Here is a 21,744-nt window from a genome sequence, read left to right on the forward strand (position 1 = left end):
GCGGAGTGGTGGACGACCTCGGACGTTGCGGCGTACTTGGGCGTCCAGGTGTCGACGGTCACGAACTACCGGAAGCGTGGGCAGATGCCCGAGCCCGACATGACCGTCGGTCGCACGCACATGTGGCGGCCTGCCCGAATCAGGTCGTGGCAGCAGGAGCGTCCTCGGCCTGGCGTCGGTGGTCGACGGGCGGGCCAATCGGGATCGGCTAGCTGACGCTTCTACGCGGCGAGCGTCCGCACCTCTTCGAGGTAGGACGACACATCCGGCTGCTTCGGGTAGCGCTGGGCCAAGAAGTTCGTCAGCTCGCGAGAGCACATCAGCAAGGACGGCAGGGACTTCCGGTCACCTTGCAGAGCCTTGCGGCCATGTGCGATTGCGGCCTCTACATCGCCAGCGCGAGCGGCGGTAACTCCGAGCGTTATCCGTGCTTCGGCTATCCGCATCGGCTTGCGTTCCTGTCCGTTCGGGTCGGTCGATGACTTGATGACCTCCCGGGCGTACATCTCGGCAAGTCGGTCTTCGCCGGCGATGCGGTAGCAGTCCATGGCGTAGAAGTCGAACTTGGCGGGATCGACCACAAAGTGATGGTCGGTGTCCTCCGGGTAGGGCAGGGATTCCAGCAGCCGGCGGCCACGGTCGAGGGAAGTCTCTACCTGCCGGCGGTCGCCGAGTCGCGCCCATGCCTTTGCCTGTTGCGCGGCGAGTTGCACCGCCGCGCCGTCGCTGCTCGCTGTCGCCTCGCCGGCTTCGGCCGCTGCGATGACGCCTCGGTAGTCGCCCTGAGTCAGCGCGTACCAGGCTCGCATCTCGTAGGCCCATGCGGATACGGCGGCATTACCGGCTTCCTCGCCGAGTGACAAGGCCGCCTTGCGCGTGCCTTCCGCCGCCCTTCGCTGCCCCATGTCGTACTCGACGCAGCCGACCAGCAACGCAATCCAGCCCGCGAGCGTCAACACCTCTCGGTGCTGAGCCAGTGTCAGCCGCCGATCCATGAGCGAGGTGATCCGCCGTAGCCAGGCGTGGCCTTCCGCGTGCAGTTGCTCGGGAGGTAGGTAGGGATACTCGCAGCACAGCCGATCGGCGGTGATCCGCAAGGCATCCAAGGTTGCGGGCGAAACGTCAGACGCTCGGACTCTCGCGACGACTTCGAGCGTCTCCATTCCCGTGCCTGCGAGTAGAACGTCGTCTCTCTCCCGGGCGGCCTGGGGAGGGAAAAACGCGGCGGTCACGGTGCCGAACGTCTCCGCTACAAGCGTCTTGTAGAAGGTGTCGGGCTCGGACCCGCCGGCTTCCCAGCGCTTCCAGTTGCGAAGCAGGGTGCTATCGGCCGGTAGCGGCTCCCTGGAATGCGCTCGCATTGCCCGAACCGCGTCCGCCTGCGACCACCCTCGGGCGGTGCGCTCGGCGCGGAGCCTGGTTGCCCAGACGGGCCGGTCGTCGGTGTGGTCCAAGCTCTCTGCCATACGTCCAGTATTGCCCTTCTCGACGGGGACATGGGAGGGGACATCTGCCTGTCACCGCAGTGACACCTGTCGTTGTCTGCGCGTCAAGGTCATCGTTGAGATCGACGCGCCGACCTCAACGCGAGGTGTAGGCACTTACCAACTGAGTTGGTATTGTCGCGTCTAGAGATGGCCCCAGCGGGCTGCCACCCGCTGAGGCCGGTGCATCGGTCTACCTCTGCGAAAGGACCACACGATGCCTGTTCAGCGTACCCATGTCCCTGCGCGTCGCGTCTCGGGTCTTCAGACGAACGCCCCGGCCCTGCCGTCTGTGTATCGGCAGCGTTCGGCGGCGTCGACCCCTGTGAAGGCGTCCTTCGACGCGCCTGCTGGTGCTCGTTCGCACCTGGCTCTTGCTGACCTTCGGCCCACTACCACCGGCACCGCTACCGCCACCACGACCAACCCCATCAACGAACGGCTACGCGAGACTCTGCTCTCGCTTGGCGAGTCACCGGCTGACTTCGCCACGAAGCTCGGCGTCGATCCGAAGACCGTTGAACGGTGGATCAGCAACGCCAACCGTCACCCGCATCCACGTACCGCCTACCAGGCCGCACGGCTGCTCGACGTGGATGTCACCTACCTGTGGCCCACCATCCACGGCAACCGCCTGAGCAAGATCTCCGGCACCGACGAACTGACCGCGTGCTGGCCCGGACGGGCCAGCGTTCCGCTCGGACTGTGGACCCAACTGGTCACCGACGCGCAACGGCGCATCACCATCATGGGCGACTTCGGACTGCCCGACCTCATCGTCAACCTGCCCCGCCTCCTAGCCGACAAGGCCGCCCAGGGCGTCCAGGTGCGGATCATCGTCGCTGACCCGCACGCCGCTACCAACCCCGTAGACACCGCCCGTGCCCTCGCGGCCGAAGCCATCTTCGCGCCCCTGGCCGACCACGGCGTCACGATCGCCCGCTACCCCGGGCACCTGTCCACCACGATCCTGTGGGTCGACGACGACCTGATCGTCCGCACCGGCATCGACGGCTGCCCCGCCGCCTTCGCGCCGATCATCCACCTACGGGCCCTGCCGAACGGGCCACTGTCGCGGCTCTACCTGACCAGCCTCGACGCCATCACCGAAAACTCCGTCCCCGTCGTCACGACGACCATGTCGGCGGTGGCCTGATGACCACCACCCCCGCTCCCGTGGCCTACGTCTGGCGTCAACCCCGCCTTGCCAGGGGTTGGGAACCCGTCCAACTCATCGGCCGCATGAAGATCCTCGCCGCTCGCGACGGGATCGAGCTGCCGAAGACCTACCAACTCATCCGCGACATCTACCTGTGGGAACACCACCGGGCCGACCTGCCCGCGCACGTGGCGTCCCTGCTCGGCCGGATCTTCGATCACCCGAACCCGTTCGGCACCGGCCCCATCCAGCACCTACCAATGAAGGCGGTCCGCACCCGTGGCCGCTGACCGCACCACCGGCGTCTCGGACCAGACTCACCCGTCTGGTCCGGGGCTCCGGCCCACCACCGGCTCGTTCGTCGGCCGCGACGAGTCCGCCTTCGCCCGCGCCTGCGACCCGCAGGTGTTCGACTGGCTGGATCACGTGAAGGCAGCCGCGGGCTGCTCCCAACCTGTTCGCCTCTCGGGTGAGGTTGCCACCATCGACCGGGCCACCGGCCGACTTCTGGCCTCGGTGTCGACTGCTGACCTGCCGGATGGGGAGATCTACAAGCCGTGCGGCAACCGTCGCCAGGCCGTGTGTCCCTCGTGCGCCCGCACCTACCAGCGCGACGCCTACCAACTCGTGCGCGCCGGACTCACCGGCGGCAAGGGCATCCCGGCCTCGGTCGCCGGGCATCCGGCGGTGTTCGTCACGTTCACCGCCCCGTCGTTCGGTCCGGTGCACACTCAGCGCACCGACCGGCACGGCCGGTCGATGCCGTGCCGTCCCCGCCGTCAGGCTGAGCCCTGCCCGCACGGTGTGCCCGCACGCTGTCACCGCACCCATGCCGACGACGATCCGCAGCTCGGCCAGCCGCTCTGCCTAGACTGCTACGACCACCACGCCCAGGTCGTGTGGAACCACAGCGCGCCGGAGTTGTGGCGCCGCACCACCATTGCCGTCACTCGCCACATCCGCGCCCGCGCCCGCGCTCTCGGCCTGCCCTGGGTCGAGCAGGTCACCGGCAGCGGGAAGGTCCGCCGGGTGCCGCCGGTCAAGCTGTCCTTCGGCAAGGTCGCCGAAATGCAGCGCCGGGGCGTCGTGCACTACCACGCCATCGTTCGCCTCGACGGCGTCGACACCGACCCGAGCGCCATTGTGCCGCCGCCGGCCGGGCTCGGCGTCGACGACCTGACCGCCGCCATCGAACGCGCCGCCGCCACCGTCGCGTTCACCACCCGCCCCCACCCGACCATGCCCCTCGGATGGCCGGTCGCCTGGGGCGAGCAGACCGACGTACGGCCGGTCAACGCCGCCGGCGACATCACCGACGGCAAAGTCGCCGGCTACCTCGCCAAGTACGCCACCAAAAGCACCGAGGTCACCGGCCATGTCTCCCGCCGCCTCGACGGCGAAATCATCGACCTCTACGCCAACGAGCACGGCAACCACCCCGAACGACTCATCGACGCCTGCTGGACCCTCGGCGGACACCGCGACTGGCAGATGCTCCGACGTTGGGCGCACATGCTCGGCTTCGGCGGCCACTTCCTCACCAAAAGCCGCCGCTACTCCGTCACCTTCCGCCTCCTCCGTGACGCCCGCATCATCTGGCGACGCACCGAAACCGGCCACGAGTACGCCGACGACCAGGGCGACGACACCACCCTGATCGTCGGCCTACTCACCTACGCCGGCTCCGGCTGGCGCACCACCGGAGACGCCCTCCTGGCCAACACCGCCGCCGCCATGGCCCGGGAGCGACACGAAACCGCCCGAGAGGAGATGGCTGCTGCCGCCTGAATCCGCGCCACCCATCCGTCATCACGAAAGGAGTACCGCTCTGAACGAACCCCGCGACGTCGACATGCTCACCGTCGAGGAAGCCGCCAAGCGACTCGGCACCGGAGTCCGCTTCGTGCGCCGCATCGTCGCTGAGCGCCGCATCCGCTTCTACAAGGTCGGCAAGTACGTCCGGTTCCACCCCGACGACATCACCGACTACATCCGTCAAGGCCGCATTGACGCCATCCGACCTGTCCTGCGCTACCGGAAGGGAGAGCACGTCTATGGCTGACAAGCGTCGCTTCGGCCGCGTCCGCAAGCTGCCCTCGGGCCGGTATCAGGCTCGCTACCTCGGCCCGGACGGCATCGACCGGCCGGCACCGCACACCTTCGCAAGCAAGACCGACGCCGACCGGTGGCTCACCGCCATTGAGGCGGACATGATCCGGGGAACCTGGCGTAACCCGAACCTCGGCCGAGTCGCCCTCGGCTCGTACCTGGCCGAGTGGATCGATCACCGTCCCGGGCTGCGCCCGAGGACTCTCGATCTGTACCGGTGGCTGCACCGGAAGTACATCGAACCGACGTTGCGTGATCGCCTGTTGAGCGAAATCACGCCCGGCATCGTCCGCGCATGGCGAGCCGAACTCCTGGCCGAAGGCGTCAGCCCGACGATGGCCGCCAAGGCGTACCGTCTGCTGCGCGCTGCCCTGAACACCGCCGTTGATGACGAACTCATCCGGCGCAACCCTTGCCGGATCAAGGGTGCCGGCACCGAGCGCGCGGCTGAGCGACCTACCGCCACTGTCGCCCAGGTCTTCCAGCTCGCCGACAACGTGCCCGGCCGGTTTCGCGCCCTGGTCCTGCTTGCCGCCTTCGCAAGCCTCCGCTACGGAGAGCTAGCCGCCCTGCGCCGTCGCGACTTCGACCCGCGCTGTCGGACCCTCACGGTCCGCGCGACTCTGGTCGAGCGCTCAGACGGGAGCCTCGCCTTCGGACCGCCGAAAACCGATGCGGGCATCCGGACCGTCACCATTCCCGACGCGATCCGCCGCGACATCCGCGCACACCTGGACGACCTCGTCAACGAGGACCAGGACGCGCTCGTCTTCACCGGAGCCAAGGGCGCTGTCCTGCGCCGCTCCAACTTCCAGACCGCCTGCAAGTGGCGTGACTCGGTGGCTGCGGTCGGCCTGCCCGGCTTCCACTTCCACGACCTGCGGCACACCGGAAACACCCTGGCGTCTCGAACCGGTGCCAGCCTCGCGGACCTGATGGCCCGGATGGGTCACGCCTCGACTCGGGCCGCGATGATCTATCAGCACACTGCCCGCGAGCGTGACGAACACATCGCAGACGCACTCAGCTCGCAGATCAAGCAAAGCCAGAATCGGGCACGTAGCGGGCACGGCCAGCGCAAGAAGCGATAGCAACGAATGGGGCCCCAGCCAGGGAATCTCTCCTGAGCTGGGGCCTCACGTTGGAGCGGGTGACGGGAATCGAACCCGCACTGTCAGCTTGGGAAGCTGATGTTCTGCCATTGAACTACACCCGCAGGCGGCACCACTGTACCTGAGTCGTCACGCCGGTGCACCCAGGCACCCCTCCGTCGCTCCCCGGTGTCCCGACCTTGGCAGCGAACGGCCCCCACAGGGGCGTGAACCCGCCAAGATCTCGCCACGGCCTCACGGCGACCTCGCCGGGCCGCCCCCGCCCACCGGCAGCCGTCAGCCGCACCCCCGGCCAGGAAAAAGTTTCAGCGCGGCAACATATGGCCGTTCTCAAATCCATCGATCAGTTGTAACGTCTGCCCAACGTTCTCAGCCACGGCGTGGCATACCCCCTGTCGCGCCGCCAGAAAGAGGTGGGCCCATGGGACTCCGTCCCAACCTGCTGACCCGGCGTACGGCCGGCGTCGCGTCGACGACCCTCGCGTTGCTGCTCAGCACCGCCGCCGTCGGCGTCGTGCCGGCCGCTTCGGCCTTCTCCGCCGCCCCGGGCGAGGTCTGCGTCGAGCCGGCCGACGTCCACTCGGACGCCCGCATGAAGCCGGGCGGCGGGGCCAAGCACGAGCCGAACGAGCTGACCCTCGCGGAGACCCGCGAGCGCGAGGCCGACCTCGCCGCCGCGCTGCGCGAGCGGGCCCGGTTCCGCGCCGGTGCCGGCGCCACCACGATGGCGGCCACCGTCACCATCCCCGTGGTGGTGCACGTGATCCAGGAGAACAGCACCCGGACCGGCGGCAACATCCCCGACTCGATGATCAACTCACAGATCAGCGTGCTGAACCAGTCGTTCAGCGGGGCGACCGGCGGCGCGTCCACCGCGTTCAGCTTCCAGCTCCAGACGATCAACCGGGTGACGAACCCGTCCTGGTACCCGATCGTGCAGGGCTCGTCGGCGGAGCGGTCGATGAAGAACTCGCTGCGCACCGGCGGCAAGAACACCCTGAACATCTACCTGGGCGAGCTGAGCGACAGCCTGCTCGGCTGGGCGACCTTCCCGACCCGGAAGCTCAACAGCATGGACGGCGTCGTCGTGCTGAGCGAGTCGCTGCCGGGCGGCACCGCCACCAACTACAACCAGGGCGACACGGGCACCCACGAGGTCGGCCACTGGCTGAACCTCTACCACACCTTCCAGGGCGGCTGCTCCGGCTCGGGCGACAGCGTCAGCGACACGGCGGCCGAGGCATCCCCGGCCTACCAGTGCCCGACCGGGCGGGACACCTGCACCGCCCCGGGCACCGACCCGATCACCAACTTCATGGACTACACGTACGACTCCTGCATGTACCAGTTCACCGCCGGGCAGGCCAGCCGCATGCTGACCGCCTGGAACGCGTACCGCGCGGCGTAGTTCCGCCGTACCTCCGCACCGGTGCCGGCCTCGCTCGACGGGGCCGGCACCGGCGTCTGCGCGGCCGGGTCGGCGCGCGGGAGCGGGACGGTGGTCACGGTGTGGCGGCGTGGCGCCCCGGGCGGGGGATGGCCCGGGGCGCCACGCCGCGTCTCAGGCGGCCGGGCGGGCGGCGTGGCCGCCGGCGCTCCCCGACCGCGTATCGGGCAGCACGGCGGTGCCCGAGGCGGCCGCGCCGGGATCGAGCCACACCTGGACGGCGGGCCGGCCGTGCGACTCCGCGGCACCGCCTGCCACGCCGGACTCGCGGCGGGCCAGCATCGCCACGTCGACGGTGAACTCGAAGACCCGCCAGTCGACCTGCGGCGCGGCCCGGTGGCTGCGGGCCAGCCGGGCGACCCGGGCCGGATCGGTCACCGGCCGGGCGTGGCCGGCGACGTAGGCCTCGTCGTCGCTCTCCTCGGGCGGAAAGGAGTGCAGCGCGTAGCGGCCGTCGCGTTCGAGGTCGCGCCGCTTGGGCGAGTCGACGACGAAGCAGAAGAGCCCCTCGTCGGTGATCACGGGAGAGACCGGGTGCACCCGGGGACCGCCGTCGGCGCGGACGGTGGCCAGGTAGCCGAAGCCCGGCCCGTACTGCTGCATGAGGAGGCGGATCCCGTCGGCGAGGCGGGGCTCGTCGGCGGCGAATTCGGACCAGGAAGCCATGCCGGCATTCTATCGAACAAACGTACGAAGATGCACTCCGACACGCAGGTCACGCGTGTCGCTCGCTAAGGTGTGCGGATGCTGCTCTCCGACCGCGACCTGGCCTCCGAGATCGAGGCGGGGACGCTCGCGCTGGAGCCGTTCGAGCCCGCGCTGGTGCAACCGTCCAGCATCGACGTACGCCTGGACAAGCTCTTCCGGGTCTTCAACAACCACCTCTACACCCACATCGACCCCGCGCAGCAGCAGGACGACCTCACGTCGATGGTCGAGGTGCCCGAGGGCGAGCCGTACGTGCTGCATCCGGGCGAGTTCGTGCTCGCCTCGACGCTGGAGGTGATCTCGCTCGGCGACCAGCTCGCCGGCCGCCTGGAGGGCAAGTCGAGCCTGGGCCGGCTGGGCCTGCTCACCCACTCCACGGCGGGCTTCATCGACCCGGGCTTCTCCGGTCACGTGACCCTGGAGCTGTCCAACGTGGCGAACCTGCCCATCACCCTCTGGCCGGGCATGAAGATCGGCCAGCTCTGCATCTTCCGGCTCTCGTCGCCGGCTGAGCACCCGTACGGCTCGGCCGTCTACGGCTCCCGCTACCAGGGGCAGCGCGGCCCGACCCCGAGCCGCTCCTGGCAGCACTGGCGCACCTGGCCGACGCGCTGACCCGACCCTCGGCCGGGCGGAGGGCCCCCGCCGGGCAGGGATCCTCCGGGCACGTCAGCCGGGCCGGCCGTAGCTGTGGATCGGGCCGTCGTCGACCTTCTTCATCCTGACGGGCACCCCGGCGCGGGAGGCGTGCACCACCCAGCCCCCGCCGACGTACATGCCGACGTGGTGCAGGTCGCTGTAGTAGAAGACCAGGTCACCCGGGCGCAGTTCGCCCCGGCTGACGGACGCGGTGGCCCGGCGCTGCTGGGCGGCGTTGTGCGGCAGCGAGACCCCGGCCTTCGCCCAGGCGGCGAGCATCAGGCCGGAGCAGTCGTACGAGTTCGGCCCCTCGGCGCCCCAGACGTAGGGCTTGCCGATCTGGGCACAGGCGAACTTGACGGCGGTGCCGGCCGGACCGCCGGGATAGCCGGTCGGGCAGGGGGCGGGACGCAGCGGCCCGCCGCCGCCGTTGCCGTAGACGCGCAGCCGCAGCTTCTGCAACCGGTCGATCTCGGCGTTGATCTGCTTCTTCTTCGCCGCGAGCTGGGCCTCGGTGCGGCTGAGCTGGGCGACCATCTCGTCCAGCGGCGCCTTCTTCGCGGCCAGCCGGTCGCGCAGCTCGGCGACCTGCCGTACGTCCTGCTGCTGATGCTGGGCGAACCGGTCGAGCAGTTCGAGCTGCCCGACCATCTCGCCGGGCGAGCGGCTGCCCAGCAGGGCGTTGACGACGGAGACGTTCTCGCCCTTGTAGGCGCGGGCGGCCAGTGCGCCCACCTTCTCCATCGCCTGGTCGACCTGGCGCTCCAGCGGCCCGATCTGCGCGGCGAGCGCGTCGGCCTGCCTGCGCCTGGCGGCCAGGTCCTGCCGGGTGGCGTTGTGCCGTTCGATGACGGGTTCGAGCTTGTTCCAGTCCTCGTCGATCTGCCGCTCGATCTCGGCGACCGTCGGTTCGGCGTGGGCCGCCGTGGCGCCGCCGGTCAGGACGACGGCGAACGCGGCCAGGGCGGCGAGGGCGGTGGTGCAGCGGTACCAGCGTGGGCGCGGCGCAGCCGTCGTCGGATCGGCGAGGGCCGACCGGACCGACGGTGGCCGCGGGGCATGGTGTGCCACCGGGTTCCGTACTCCTTCTTCCGTACCGCCTACCGGGTTAGCTGACGGGTTCGGGCGGGAAGGGGCGCCCTACCGCAGGGACTGCGGATTCACCCCGGGGTACCTGGGTCCCCGGCTCGCTCGTGAGCGACTCGGCGGTGTCGGACCGTCACCGCCCTGGTTGGACGGATTGTCACCGGCCGACGAATGACCAGAGTAGAGACGACCGTTATCGATCCGCAACCCTCGCGGCGGTGACACTCCGTACTCACCACGGTCGGGCGATTCCGCAACCCGGGGGGCGAAGATTTTCTTCCTTCTGAAGTGTCTGGCAGAAAGGTATTGACCAGAGGCGGCGGACGGGGCGAAGGTGGCCCCACCTTTGCCCGCCCGAACTGGGGGTCTGATGCACCTGTCAGCGACATCGAGGAGCAGACGCGTCCTGCTGGCCGCCGCCGTGGCCGCCGCCCTTGCGGCGACGCCGCTCACCGCCGCCGGATCCGCCGCCGCGGCGCCGACCAACGACCGGCAGCAGCAGTACGCCGCCGCGGCGGCCGAGTACGGCGTGCCGGAGAGCGTCCTGCTCGGGGTCTCCTACCTGCAGTCCCGCTGGGACACCAACGCCGGCACGCCGAGCACCAGCGGCGGGTACGGACCGATGCACCTCACCGACGCCGAGCACGTCGCCGCCTCCGGCGGCACCCACCACGACGAGGGCACCGAGGACCCGCGCGGGGACGACTCCCGCCGTTCCCTGGCCGAGGCCCACGAGCCGCCGGCCGCCGCCCCGCCCGCCGAGTCGGCACTCCGTACGGTCGACGCCGCCGCGGACCTGACCGGCGCCAGCGAGGAGGCGCTGCGCACGGACGTCACGACGAACATCCGGGGAGGCGCGGCGCTGCTGGCCGCGTACCAGAAGGAGATCGGCGCCCCGGTCGGCGCCGGCACCGACCCTGCGGCCTGGTACGGCGCGGTGGCCCGGTACTCCGGCGCGGACAGCGCCGACGCCGCGGCGGCCTTCGCCGACGAGGTGTACGCCACCATCGCCACGGGCGACAGCCGGCTGACCGACGACGGGCAGCGGGTCACGCTCGCCGGCAGCGCGGTCCAGCCGGAGCGCTCCTGGCTGGACCGGCTGCGCCTGCGCAAGCTCACCCGGCCCGACGGCCTGGAGTGCCCGAGCGACATCTCCTGCGAGTGGATCCCGGCCCCCTACCAGCAGTACGGCCCCACGCTCGGCGACTACGGCAACCACGACCTGGGGAACCGGCCCGCCCAGCAGAAGATCGAGTACATCGTCATCCACGACACCGAGGGCTACTTCGGTCCCAGCGTCAACCTGGTCAAGGACCCGAAGCGGGTGGGCTGGCACTACACCCTGCGCTCGGTGGACGGCCACATCGCCCAGCACATCAAGACCAAGGACGTCGGCTGGCACGCCGGCAACTGGTACGTGAACTCGAAGTCCATCGGCCTCGAGCACGAGGGCTTCGCGGGGCACGGCACCTGGTACACCGAGGCGATGTACCGCACCTCCGCCAAGCTGGTCCGCCACCTGGCGCGAGCGTACAACATCCCGCTGGACCGCAACCACATCATCGGGCACGACAACGTCCCCGGCACCGTCGCCGCGAACGTGCGCGGCATGCACTGGGACCCAGGCCCGTACTGGAACTGGTCGCACTACTTCGACCTGCTCAAGGCGCCGTTCAAGTCGACCGGCACGCACCGCACCGGGCTGGTCACCATCAACCCGGACTTCGCCACCAACCAGCCGCCCTTCACCGGCTGCAACCGGCAGCCCCCGGGCGTGCCGAACCCGCCCCCGGCGGCCGCCCCCTGCCCGCTGCGCGGCTCCTCGGCGCTGTTCCTGCACAACGCGCCGAGCCACGACGCGCCGCTGCTCAACGACATCGCGCTGCGACCCGACGGCACCCCGAACACCACGTACGTCTCCGACCACGGCGCCCGGGTCTCGGCCGGACAGACGTACGCGCTGGCCGAGGTGCAGGGCGACTGGACCGCGATCTGGTACCTCGGCCAGAAGGGGTGGTTCCACAACCCCGCCGCCAAGCCGACGGCGAAGTGGTCCGTCGGGCTCGTGGTGACCCCGAAGGCCGGCAAGGCCACCATCCCGGTGTACGGCCGCGCCTACCCGGAGCAGGCCGCGTACCCGGAGGGCGTGCCGTACCAGGCGATCTCGCCGCTGCAGTACACCCTCTCGGCCGGTGAGCGGTACGCCGTCGGCAACCTGCTCCCCGGCGAGTACTACCGGGCCGTCACCTTCGACGGCTCCGCCCCGGGTGACCGGACGGTCGTCCGCGGCGACAACCGGTACGTGCAGATCCAGTTCGGTCACCGGATCATGTACGTCAACCTGGACGACGTGAACCTGGTGCCCTCCCCGCTGGGCGCGCCCCGCTGATCCACCCGCACGAGAGCTGATCCACCCGCACGAGAAGAGCCCCCGGTCGATCCGACCGGGGGCTCTTCCGTCGCGTACGCGGGATCAGCCGGGCCTGCGGAACCCGGCGACCGGCATGGTGTTGATGCTGGAGACGTTGACCGGCTTGCCGGCCCGGGGCGCGTGCACCATCTTGTCGTTGCCGAGGTAGAGGCCGACGTGGTGCAGGTCGCTGAAGAAGAAGACCAGGTCACCCGGACGCGCCTCGGAACGCGGGATGGCCTTGCCCTCGTTCCACTGTGCACCCGTGAAGTGCGTCAGGTGGATCCCCGCCGCCTTGTAGGCGTACTGGGTGAGACCGGAGCAGTCGAACGAGTTCGGGCCGGTGGCACCCCAGACGTACGGATCGCCGACCTGCGCGCAGGCGGTACGGATCGCGGTGCGGGCCGCGTCGCTGACCACGCCGTTGATGGTCGGGCACTTCTCCGTCTTGACGGTCGTGACCGGCAGCGACGCCTCGAGCTTCTTGATGTCGGAGTCGATCTGCTTCTTCTTGGCAGCCAGGTCGTTCTGCTGCTTCGTCTGCGAGACGATCAGCGTGTCGAGCTTCTGCTTCTCCGCGTCGAACTTCTGACGGACCTTGGTCACGCCCTCGAGCTGCTTACGCTCCTGCGCGGCGAGGCGGTCCAGCAGCGTCAGCTGCTCGGTCAGCGTGTGGGGCTTGGCGCTGACGAGCAGCGCGCCGATCTCCTGCGACGGGCCGGAGATGTAGTAGCGGGAGGCGAGGGCGCCGACCCGGTCCATCGCCAGCTCACTCTCCAGCGCCAACGGCTGGATCTTCTTCTGGAGGTCCTCCGACTTCTTGCGGTTGACCTTCAGCTGCGCCCGCACCTTGTTGTACTGCTCGATGGTGGGCTCGAGCTGCTCCCACTTCTGGTCGATCGCGGCCTCGATCTCGTCGACCGAGGGCTCGGCGTGGGCGGGCGCGGCCAGCATGCCGGCGCCGACCGCCGCCGCGGCGACCAGGGTGAGCAGACGGTGGGCGACCCTGCGCAGGCCACCCGGACGAGCAGACCGTCGAGGTGCGTGACGATGAGGGGGCATGGTTGCCACCGGCACCGACTCCTTTTGCAACCCGGCCGCTTGGCGCCTCGCGCGAGGGAAGAGGGGCGAGACAGACGACCCACAGCGGCCGGTGCCCAACATTAGGGAAGGCCGCCAGCGGAATCAAGGCGACCGAGGTCCACTTCACGCCTGCGCAACCGCTTGCGCACCAAGGGTATCCGCCCGCTGCTCAAAGAGGGCAATCGATGCGACGGCGGGCGTGACCACCCTCCCGGAGGGTGGTGACGATCCCCGGTCGCGGCGCAGAAGGCCGCCCGCCCCGCCGGGCCCGGCTACCGTCGGGACATGGCACCGCTCACGCTCGCCCACGAACTCGCCCTGCTCGGCTACGACGACGCGGGGGACAACCGGCTCGGCCGGCCCACGCTCGACTACGGCCTGGCCGGCGCCCTGCTGCTGGAACTGGCGCTCGCCGGCCGGGTCGAGATCGTCGACGGCCGGATGGTGGTGACCGACCCGACCCCCGTCGGGCAGCGGCAGCTCGACGACGCGCTGACCCGGATCGCCGCCGACGAGAAGCGGCGCAAGCCGACGGACTGGATCGGCCGGCTCGCCAAGGACCTGCCCGAGCAGGTGCTGGACGGGCTGGTCACCGCAGGCGTGCTCCGCCGCGACTCGGACAAGGTGCTGTGGGTCTTCCCGCGTACCCGCTATCCCTCGTCCACCGGCGCGGAGCCGGCGGTGGAGACGCAGGCCCGGCAGCGGATGGTCGCCGCCGTGGCCGGGGAGGGCCCGGTGGACGGGCGCACGGCCGCCCTCATCGGCCTCGCGCAGGCCGTCGGCCTGGATCGCAAGCTGTTCGCGGAGCTGCCGAAGGAGCACGTCAAGCGCCGGCTGACCGAGATCGCCGCCGGCGACTGGGCGTCCGCCGCCACGAGGAAGGCCATCGAGGAGACCCAGGCCGCCGTGCTGATCGCCACCACCACGGCGACCACGGCCGCCATCATCACCACGACCTCCTGAACGCCGACGGCGGCGGCACCGGGAGGGTGCCGCCGCCGTCGGGGCGTCGCAGGGGGTACGCGTCAGCCGGCGACCGGCAGCCGCTCGGTGTCGGTGCCACCCGGTGCGTCGGGCTTGACCGACCGGAGCAGCACGCTGGCCACGTCGACGACCTCGACCTGTTCCCCGGCGCCCTTGCCGTTCACGCCGTCGTTGAGCATCGTCGAGCAGAACGGGCAGCCGACGGCGACCGTCTTCGCCCCGGTGGACATGGCCTCCTCGACCCGGTCCACGTTGATCCGCTTGCCGATCTTCTCCTCCATCCACATCCGGGCGCCGCCGGCGCCGCAGCAGAAGGAGCGCTCGCTGTTGCGGGGCATCTCGGTCAGCTCGCCGGAGATGGCGGACCCCAGCACCTCGCGCGGCGGGGCGAAGACCCGGTTGTGCCGGCCCAGGTAGCAGGGGTCGTGGTAGGTGACGCCGCCGTCGACCGGCTGCACCGGGGTGAGCTTGCCGGTGGCGACCAGGTGCGCCAGGAGCTGGGTGTGGTGGACCACCTCGAACTCGCCGCCGAGCTGGCCGTACTCGTTGCCGAGGGTGTTGAAGCAGTGCGGGCAGGTCGCGACGATCTTCCGCTTGCTCTTCTCCCGGCCCTCGAACGCCTCGTTGAGGGTCTCCACGTTCTGCTGCGCGAGCATCTGGAAGACGAACTCGTTGCCGATGCGGCGGGCCGGGTCGCCGGAGCAGGTCTCGCCCTCGCCGAGGATCGCGAACTTGACGCCCGCCTCGTTGAGCAGCGTGGCGACCGCCCGCGTGGTCTTCTTGGCCCGGTCCTCGAACGCGCCAGCGCAGCCGACCCAGAAGAGGTACTCGAAGTCGTCGACCTCGCCGACCCGCGGCACCTCGAAGTCCAGGCCCTTGGTCCAGTCCTCGCGGGTGTTCTGCGGGGCGCCCCACGGGTTGCCCTTGTTCTCCAGGTTGCGCAGCATCACGCCGGCCTCGGACGGGAAGCTCGACTCGATGAGCACCTGGTAGCGGCGCATGTCGACGATGTGGTCGACGTGCTCGATGTCGACCGGGCACTGTTCGACGCAGGCGCCGCAGGTGGTGCAGGACCAGAGCACGTCCGGGTCAATGACGCCGCCCTCCTCGGCGGTGCCGATCAGCGGCTTCTCGGCCTCGGCCAGCGCCAGCACGTCCATGTGGGCGAGCTGGGCGGCGGTGGCCTTCTCCTCGCCGGTCAGGTCCTTGCCGCCGCCGGCCAGCAGGTACGGCGCCTTGGCGTACGCGTGGTCGCGCAGGCTCAGCACCAGCAGCTTCGGCGACAGCGGCTTGCCGGTGTTCCAGGCGGGGCACTGCGACTGGCAGCGGCCGCACTCGGTGCAGGTGCTGAAGTCCAGCAGGCCCTTCCAGGTGAACTGCTCGACCTGGGCGACGCCGAACTGGTCCTTCTCGGGGTCGGCCTCCTCGAAGTCCAGCGGCTTGCCCTGGCTCGTCATGGGCCGCAGGGCGCCGAGGCCGGAGACGTTGGCGCCGGGGTCGCGCTTGAAGAAGATGTTGAAGAAGGCCAGGAAGCGGTGCCAGGCGACGCCCATGGTGACGTTCAGCGCGATCACGATGAGCCAGGTCATCGAGATGGCGATCTTGATGAGCGCGGCGATGCTGACGCCGGCCTCCCAGTTCGGCAGCACGCCGCCGACGGCGTGGCTGAGCGGGGCGGCCCAGACCGGGTACTCGAAGTGGTCGGTGGCGACCTTGAAGCCCCGGATGACGAAGCCCATGATCAGTACGGCGAGGATGATGCCCTCGACGAAGTAGCCCTGCCACATGGTCGAGCCGGTGAACCGGGACTTCCCACCCGGCCGGGTGGGCCGGTTGCGGAGCCGGATCGCGATCAGCACCAGGATGCTGACGAGGCCCAGGATCGCGAGCCACTCGGTGACCAGCCCGTAGATCGCCCAGTTGCCGACCAGGGGCAGCCCGCCGGTCGGGGAGACGACCTCGAAGTACGCCTCCAGCACCAGCAGCGACAGCACGATGAAGCCGACCATCACGAACCAGTGGGCCGCACCCACGACGCTCCAGCGGAGCATGCGGGTGTGGCCGGCGGTCTCGGCCAGCATGGTCTTGGTGCGGGTGCCCTTGTCACCGAAGCGGGTCGGATCCGGCTGACCCAGCCGGATGACGGCCACCATCTTCATGACCGCGCGTACCGCAAGCCACACCGCCACGGCGGTGATGGCGAACGCGAGGATCGTGGTGACGATCTGGACGCTGCCCATCGAGTTGGCCTCCCCGGTCTGCTGCCTGTCGAGCGGCTCGGCGACCGGGGCCGGGTCAGGGCGCGATCGGCGAGCCGCAGCTGCCGCACCCTCGACCGGACCGGTCGATGACCTCGCTCCGCTCGGTCATGCAGTGCAGCCTACGCGCAAGGTTACCCAGCAGTAACGTGAGTCATCTCGCACCCAGGCCGCGCCGCCCTGCGCACACCATAGGGCGCGGGCACCGTCACCGCCGGGCAGGGGCTCCACCGGGTGACATGGATTGCCGGCAGCGGCCGGGCCGCGGCACCGTCGACGGCAGGGGTGGTCGCGCTCGGCGGCCCCGCCGCCGGGCCGGCGGCGGGGTCGCGACGCTCAGCGCCAGCGGGAGAGCAGGATCAGGGAGGCGACCATGGCGCCGAAGCCCACCGCGAGGTTCCAGTAACCCCACGCCATGACCGGGTACTCCTGCTCGGAGAGGTAGTAGACCACCAGCCAGCCGATGCCGAAGACGATCAGGGCGACCGCCGAGACCGGCAGCCAGACCGGGCTAGGCTTGCGCGTCGCCGCCGTCGCCGTCGGACGGACGTCCGTCGGCGGGGTGTACACCTTCTTCTTGCGGACCTGAGACTTGGGCACGACGCTCTCCAGAGGGGTTACGACCTCGTCCGGCCTGACAACCGGGCGCGGGGGCGACGGTCCATGGCCAATAATGTTCGACAGCTAGCGTAGTCCCGAAGGCCCGTCCAATCCACGAATGGGGCGAGGCCGATGCAGCCAGTGACCGAAAAAGGCGGGACTGTTCGGGTCGCCGCAGCGGTCCGCGCCTCCGCGGGCTGAACCAGACGACGGGGAAGGAACGCTCGGTGGAGTACACATCCGGCGCGGCCTCCTGGCAGAAGGTGCTCCGGCGGGCCGTCGCCGGGCTGCTGCCTCGGCGCCCACGGCAGCGACGACCGGGCTGGTCGATCGGGGTGCCGCTGATCGCCGCCGCGGCCGGGCTGCTCTTCACCACCACGGCCACCACCGCCGGCGGCACCGCGCTGCGGGAGGACCGCCGGCCCCAGCTCAACCAGTTGATCGAGGACCGGCGCGCGGAGGTGGCGGCCAGCGAACAGCGGGCGGCCAACCTACGCGCCGAGGTCGAGGGCCGCACCAACGCCCTCGCCAGCTCCGACGGGCCGATCAGGGAACAGCAGAACCGGGCCGCCGCCAGGCGGAACGACGCCGGCTTCACGGCGCTCGCCGGCCCCGGGGTGACGGTGGAACTCGACGACGCGCCCCGCCGCAACGACGGCGCGCTGCCCGCCGGGGCCACCAACGACGACCTGGTCGTCCACCAGGGGGACGTGCAGGCGGTGGTGAACGCGCTCTGGGCGGGTGGCGCCGAGGCCATGTCCATCATGAACGTCCGCGTGCTGTCGACCAGCGCGGTACGCTGCGTGGGTAACACCCTGCTGCTGCACGGCCGGGTGTACTCCCCACCATTCAAGATCGTAGCAATCGGCGATCCCGCTGCCCTCCAGCAGGCCCTCGCCGACTCTCAGGGAGTCCGGTTGTTCAGGGACCTGGTCGACGACTACAAGCTCGGTTACAAGGAGACGGTCTCCACGGTGACCGTGCCGGCGTTCGAGGATTCGACCACGCTGCGCTCGGCGACGGTGCCACGGTGAGTCGCCCCCCTGACGACTGGTCCGAGGACCGGGACGGCCGCCACCGCGACCAGGGTGACGGGCCGACCGCCTTCCTACCCAAGGTCGACCGGCCCGGCCCCGCCCCCGCCCGTCCCGCCCCGGCTGGCGCCTGGCCGGAGCCCACGCTCCCGCCCCAGTCCCCGGCCCTCCGCCCGCCCCACGTGCCCGGCCCGGCCGCCGACGGCCGCCCGGGCGCCGAGTGGTCGCGCGACGCGCCGGGGCCGGGCCGCCCGACGCCGGAGCCGGGCCGTCGCGCCAACCCCGGCAGGTTCCCGAGCGCCGACCAGCCCCGTTATGCCGGCAACCCCGCCCGGCCCACCGAACCGGGCCGTCCCGGTCCCACGGACTTCGACCGGCCGAGCCCCGCCGACTTCGGCCGCCCCGGCCCGGACCAGCGCGGGTCGGACTTCGACCGGCGCGGAGCCGACTTCGACCAGCGCGGGTCGGACTTCGGGTCCGGTGACCTCGGCCGACCAGCGTCCGCCGACTTCGCCCGGTCTGCCGGCGGCGACCGCCCCGGGCCCGCCGGCTTCGACCGGTCGGGTGCGGACGCCCCCCGCCGTCCCGGCCCCACGGGCGTCGACCGCCCGGACTCCGCCGACTTCCGCCGGCCCGGCCCGACCGGTTCGGGCCCGTCCGCGGGGTCCGGTGCCGGCCCGCTGCCGTGGTCCGGTGCCGGCCCGGTCCGGCCGGCCGCTCCGGCGCATCCCGGTCCGCCGTCCGACGACCGCCGACGTCCGGGCGCCGCCGAGGCCGGTAGTGGGCAGCACCCGTCCCGCCCGCCGGTCGATCGCGCCACCGCCCGGGAAGGCCGGCCGACCGGCGACGCGCCGACCGCCTTCATCCCCAAGGTGGGCGCGTCGGCCACCGGCCCGTCGGCCCCGGTCTCCCCGGCCGCCCCGCGCGACGTCGATCCCGGGGCAACCGCCCTGATCCCGGCCGTGCCCGGGCGTACGCAGGCCGCCCCGGCCGCGCTCGTCGAGTCGACCGCCCTGATGGGCGCGGTGCCGCGTCCCCCGAAGACGGACGAGCCGGAGAGCTCCGACGCCCCTGCCGGCGAGCAGCCCCGGCCGCGCCGGGGTGAGCGGGTGGTCCAACTCCGCCCGGAGCAGACCGGGGAGGGTTACAAGAGCGTCTACTCGGAGCTCACCCGGCCGTCGCTGGGCTCCCGGCTGCGTACCGGCGTCCGGATCAGCGGCGAGCTGCTGATCACCTTCGGTCTGGTGGTGCTGCTCTTCGCCGGCTACGAGGTGTGGGGCAAGTCCGCGATCGTCGACGCGCACCAGAACGACCTCAGCCAGCAGTTGGCGCAGGCCTGGGGCCCCGAAGGCGACCCGACCGTGGCACCGTCGGCGAGCGCGTCCGCCAAGCCGAAGCCGCCCGTACAGGGCAAACCCATCGCCGGGCTCCACATCCCCAGGCTCGACAAGAACTGGGTCGTCGTCGAGGGCGTCACGCAGAAGGACATCCGGTACGCGCCCGGCCACTACCCGTCAAGCGCCCTACCGGGCCAGGTGGGCAACTTCTCCGTCGCCGGGCACCGCAACCGCGCCACCTTCTGGCGGCTCGACGAGCTGGACGACGGTGACGCCATCGTGGTGGAGGGCAAGACCGAGTGGCACGTCTACAAGGTGACCGAGAGCCGGATCGTCAAGCCCACCCAGATCGAGGTGGTGGCGCCGGTGCCCGGCAGGCCCGGGAAGAAGCCGACCAAGGCGATGCTCACCCTGACGACCTGCAACCCTAAGTTCGACAACTACCAACGCCTGATCATTCATGCCGAGCTGGCGCGCAGCCAGCCCAAGTCGGCCGGGCGCCCGGCGGAACTGGGGACCTGACGGTGTACGGCTGGATCTGGCGCAAGCTTCCCTTCGGGCTGCCCGGCAAGTTCGTCGGCAGCCTGCTGATCGCCAGCGCGATGGTGGCCCTGCTCTGGTACGTGGTCTTTCCGTGGGCCGAGCCCCTGCTGCCCTTCGACGACGTGCAGGTCACCCAGGACTCCGGCGACCCCGGTGGCGACGTGGTGCCGGGCGGCGGGGAGGGCGACGGCGCCCCGACCGGCGACGAGCACGACCTGCCGTACGACACCGAGCAGAACAACACCCCTCCCGCCTCCCCGGACGAGTGAGCCCCTGATGCGTGTCCTGGTGATCGACAACTACGACTCGTTCGTCTTCAACCTGGTGCAGTATCTGGGCCAGCTCGGCGTCGACTGCGACGTCCGGCGCAACGACGAGATCGAGGTCGCCGAGGTGGGCAGGGTTGGCGCGGCCGGCGTCCTGCTCTCGCCCGGCCCCGGCAGCCCCGACCGCGCCGGCATCTGCCTCGACGTCATCCGCGCGTACGCGGGCGAGCTGCCGATCTTCGGCGTCTGCCTGGGTCACCAGGCGATCGGCGAGGCGTTCGGCGCCACCGTGACCCGCGCCCCCGAACTCCTGCACGGCAAGACCTCCGAGGTACGCCACCGCGACGTCGGGGTGCTCGCCGGCCTGCCGGACCCGTTCACCGCCACCCGCTACCACTCGCTCGCCGTACTGCCCGAGACGCTGCCCGAGGAGCTGGAGGTCACCGGCTGGACGGGTTCCGGGGTGGTCATGGCGATGCGGCACCGTACGCTGCCGATCGAGGGCGTCCAGTTCCACCCGGAGTCGGTGCTGACCGAGGGCGGTCACCTGATGCTGGCGAACTGGCTGGCAGCCTGCGGCCACCCGGAGGCGCTGGAGCGGGCTCCGGCGCTGGCCGCCGAGGTGGACGCGCGCCGCCGCGCCGCCTTCGCCACGGCCTGACGCGAGGGTCTGGCGCCCGGGGCGGGGGTCAGTCCCTGAGCGCGTCCTGGACCGCCGGGTCGGCGGGCGAGCGGACCGCAGGCGGGCGGCGTCGGACCGCGTCCCAGGCCGCCTTGCCGCTGGCGAAGTAGTCGCGGACGCCCTTGCCGACGAGCAGGACGGGCCCGCAGCCGGGACAGCGGGCGAGCACCCCGTCGACGTCGAGGCCGAGGTGCCGGCACAGCGTCACCGCACGGGACAGGTGGTAGGACTGGGTCACGATCAGGGCGCGTTCGACGCCGTACACGTCGCGCGCCCGGGCGCAGGTGTCGTAGGTGTCCAGGCCGTACGGGTCCGCCACGACGCGACGCGCGTCGACGCCGAGTCGCTCGGTCAGGTGGGCCGTCATGGCCGCCGTCTCGTCGCCGGATGCGCCGCCCCCGTCGCCGGACACGAGGACGACCCGGGCCCGCCCGCTGGTCACCAGCGCGGCGGCGGTCTCCAGGCGGCCGGTGAGCCGGTCACCCGGTTGACGGCGGTCCGCCGCCACCGCCGTGCCTAGGACGATCACGACGTCGGCGGCCGGCGCGTCGGCCTCGCCGTACAGGTGGCCACGGGCGGCGGTCGTCGTCCAGAGCCAGGGGAGGCTGGCCAGGAGCAGCGCCACCAGGCCCAGAGCAGCGGTACGGATCAGGCGTCGCCGCCATCGGCTCGCGCGGTCCGCCGCGCCGGTCGCCGGCCGTCCGTCGTCGCCGCCAGCCAGAGGGCGAAGCCCGGCGGCAACAGAAGGATTCTGCTCGGCGGCGTCGACAGGGTCCTGACCGGCGGCATCCGCAGGGCGCTGC

At 71.0% G+C, this 21,744-nt stretch carries 19 protein-coding genes, 1 tRNA gene, 1 pseudogene and 1 riboswitch; of the genes and pseudogenes, 13 read left to right on the top strand and 8 right to left on the bottom strand.

Annotation, left to right across the window (positions count from 1 at the left end; genetic code table 11):
* Positions 1–221: 221 nt before the first annotated feature.
* Positions 222–1,466 carry an XRE family transcriptional regulator gene (locus tag GA0070610_RS27445; protein ID WP_231925831.1) on the bottom strand — a complete coding sequence of 415 codons (1,245 nt, stop codon included), beginning with the start codon at positions 1,464–1,466 and terminating at the stop codon, positions 222–224.
* 235 nt (positions 1,467–1,701) lie between these two features.
* Between GA0070610_RS27445 and GA0070610_RS27450 the strand changes: the two genes are divergently transcribed.
* The 5 genes from GA0070610_RS27450 (at position 1,702) to GA0070610_RS27470 (ending at position 5,843) form a co-directional block, all read left to right on the top strand.
* The gene (locus GA0070610_RS27450; RefSeq protein WP_157747254.1) at positions 1,702–2,640 is read left to right on the top strand and encodes a helix-turn-helix domain-containing protein; all 939 of its coding nucleotides are present in this window, start codon (positions 1,702–1,704) and stop codon (positions 2,638–2,640) included.
* Positions 2,640–2,933, top strand: coding sequence for a hypothetical protein (locus tag GA0070610_RS27455; RefSeq protein ID WP_089002712.1), 294 nt, complete (start codon positions 2,640–2,642; stop codon positions 2,931–2,933). Before GA0070610_RS27450 ends, GA0070610_RS27455 begins: the two co-directional genes overlap by 1 nt.
* Entirely contained in the window at positions 2,923–4,431 is a 1,509-nt protein-coding gene (locus tag GA0070610_RS27460; RefSeq protein WP_089002713.1) for a replication initiator, read from the top strand. The genes GA0070610_RS27455 and GA0070610_RS27460 overlap by 11 nt, the downstream gene beginning before the upstream one ends.
* A 64-nt stretch (positions 4,432–4,495) precedes the next feature.
* The gene (locus GA0070610_RS27465; RefSeq protein ID WP_089002714.1) at positions 4,496–4,705 is read left to right on the top strand and encodes an excisionase family DNA-binding protein; all 210 of its coding nucleotides are present in this window, start codon (positions 4,496–4,498) and stop codon (positions 4,703–4,705) included.
* Positions 4,698–5,843, top strand: a complete 1,146-nt coding sequence (locus GA0070610_RS27470; protein ID WP_089002715.1) for a tyrosine-type recombinase/integrase — start codon at positions 4,698–4,700, stop codon at positions 5,841–5,843. Before GA0070610_RS27465 ends, GA0070610_RS27470 begins: the two co-directional genes overlap by 8 nt.
* A 51-nt stretch (positions 5,844–5,894) precedes the next feature.
* Here the strand turns inward: GA0070610_RS27470 and GA0070610_RS27475 are convergent.
* Positions 5,895–5,968, bottom strand: a tRNA-Gly gene (locus GA0070610_RS27475).
* Between the two features lie 317 nt (positions 5,969–6,285).
* On the opposite strand from GA0070610_RS27475, the gene GA0070610_RS27480 reads away from it, so the two are divergent.
* Positions 6,286–7,272, top strand: a complete 987-nt coding sequence (locus GA0070610_RS27480) for a zinc metalloprotease (protein WP_089002716.1) — start codon at positions 6,286–6,288, stop codon at positions 7,270–7,272.
* 153 nt (positions 7,273–7,425) lie between these two features.
* On the opposite strand, the gene GA0070610_RS27485 is transcribed toward GA0070610_RS27480, so the two are convergent.
* Positions 7,426–7,977, bottom strand: coding sequence for a pyridoxamine 5'-phosphate oxidase family protein (locus GA0070610_RS27485; RefSeq protein ID WP_089002717.1), 552 nt, complete (start codon positions 7,975–7,977; stop codon positions 7,426–7,428).
* A 78-nt stretch (positions 7,978–8,055) separates the two neighbouring features.
* Between GA0070610_RS27485 and dcd the strand changes: the two genes are divergently transcribed.
* Positions 8,056–8,634, top strand: a complete 579-nt coding sequence (dcd, locus tag GA0070610_RS27490) for a dCTP deaminase (protein ID WP_089002718.1) — start codon at positions 8,056–8,058, stop codon at positions 8,632–8,634.
* A gap of 54 nt (positions 8,635–8,688) precedes the next feature.
* On the opposite strand, the gene GA0070610_RS27495 is transcribed toward dcd, so the two are convergent.
* Positions 8,689–9,729 (bottom strand): C40 family peptidase, encoded by a 1,041-nt coding sequence (locus GA0070610_RS27495; RefSeq protein WP_089002719.1) that lies wholly within the window; start codon positions 9,727–9,729, stop codon positions 8,689–8,691.
* Between the two features lie 12 nt (positions 9,730–9,741).
* A riboswitch (cyclic di-AMP (ydaO/yuaA leader) is annotated at positions 9,742–9,876 on the bottom strand.
* A 238-nt stretch (positions 9,877–10,114) separates the two neighbouring features.
* Between GA0070610_RS27495 and GA0070610_RS27500 the strand changes: the two genes are divergently transcribed.
* A complete protein-coding gene (locus GA0070610_RS27500) occupies positions 10,115–12,133 on the top strand; it encodes an N-acetylmuramoyl-L-alanine amidase (RefSeq protein WP_089002720.1) in 2,019 nt (672 codons plus the stop codon).
* 84 nt (positions 12,134–12,217) lie between these two features.
* Here GA0070610_RS27500 and GA0070610_RS27505 read toward each other — a convergent pair whose 3' ends face one another.
* The gene (locus GA0070610_RS27505) at positions 12,218–13,231 is read right to left on the bottom strand and encodes a C40 family peptidase (protein ID WP_392567275.1); all 1,014 of its coding nucleotides are present in this window, start codon (positions 13,229–13,231) and stop codon (positions 12,218–12,220) included.
* 291 nt (positions 13,232–13,522) lie between these two features.
* Between GA0070610_RS27505 and GA0070610_RS27510 the strand changes: the two genes are divergently transcribed.
* Positions 13,523–14,200, top strand: a complete 678-nt coding sequence (locus GA0070610_RS27510) for a GOLPH3/VPS74 family protein (RefSeq protein WP_089002721.1) — start codon at positions 13,523–13,525, stop codon at positions 14,198–14,200.
* 62 nt (positions 14,201–14,262) lie between these two features.
* On the opposite strand, the gene GA0070610_RS27515 is transcribed toward GA0070610_RS27510, so the two are convergent.
* Complete coding sequence (locus GA0070610_RS27515; protein ID WP_089002722.1) at positions 14,263–16,461, bottom strand: (Fe-S)-binding protein; 2,199 nt, start codon at positions 16,459–16,461, stop codon at positions 14,263–14,265.
* Positions 16,462–16,815: 354 nt separating this feature from the next.
* A complete protein-coding gene (locus GA0070610_RS27520; RefSeq protein WP_089002723.1) occupies positions 16,816–17,079 on the bottom strand; it encodes a cell division protein CrgA in 264 nt (87 codons plus the stop codon).
* 227 nt (positions 17,080–17,306) lie between these two features.
* On the opposite strand from GA0070610_RS27520, the gene GA0070610_RS27525 reads away from it, so the two are divergent.
* The 4 genes and pseudogenes from GA0070610_RS27525 (at position 17,307) to GA0070610_RS27540 (ending at position 20,920) form a co-directional block, all read left to right on the top strand.
* Positions 17,307–18,113, top strand: a complete 807-nt coding sequence (locus GA0070610_RS27525; protein ID WP_089002724.1) for a DUF881 domain-containing protein — start codon at positions 17,307–17,309, stop codon at positions 18,111–18,113.
* A 220-nt stretch (positions 18,114–18,333) separates the two neighbouring features.
* Positions 18,334–19,972, top strand: a pseudogene (locus tag GA0070610_RS27530) (class E sortase).
* Positions 19,973–19,974: 2 nt separating this feature from the next.
* Positions 19,975–20,262 carry a hypothetical protein gene (locus GA0070610_RS27535; protein WP_089002725.1) on the top strand — a complete coding sequence of 96 codons (288 nt, stop codon included), beginning with the start codon at positions 19,975–19,977 and terminating at the stop codon, positions 20,260–20,262.
* Between the two features lie 7 nt (positions 20,263–20,269).
* A complete protein-coding gene (locus GA0070610_RS27540; protein ID WP_089002726.1) occupies positions 20,270–20,920 on the top strand; it encodes an aminodeoxychorismate/anthranilate synthase component II in 651 nt (216 codons plus the stop codon).
* Positions 20,921–20,948: 28 nt separating this feature from the next.
* On the opposite strand, the gene GA0070610_RS27545 is transcribed toward GA0070610_RS27540, so the two are convergent.
* Positions 20,949–21,566, bottom strand: a complete 618-nt coding sequence (locus tag GA0070610_RS27545) for a SanA/YdcF family protein (RefSeq protein WP_231925832.1) — start codon at positions 21,564–21,566, stop codon at positions 20,949–20,951.
* Between the last annotated feature and the right edge of the window lie 178 nt (positions 21,567–21,744).

Origin of the sequence: Micromonospora echinofusca (assembly GCF_900091445.1) — a bacterium.
In the GTDB taxonomy this organism is placed as follows: Bacteria; Actinomycetota; Actinomycetes; order Mycobacteriales; family Micromonosporaceae; genus Micromonospora; species Micromonospora echinofusca.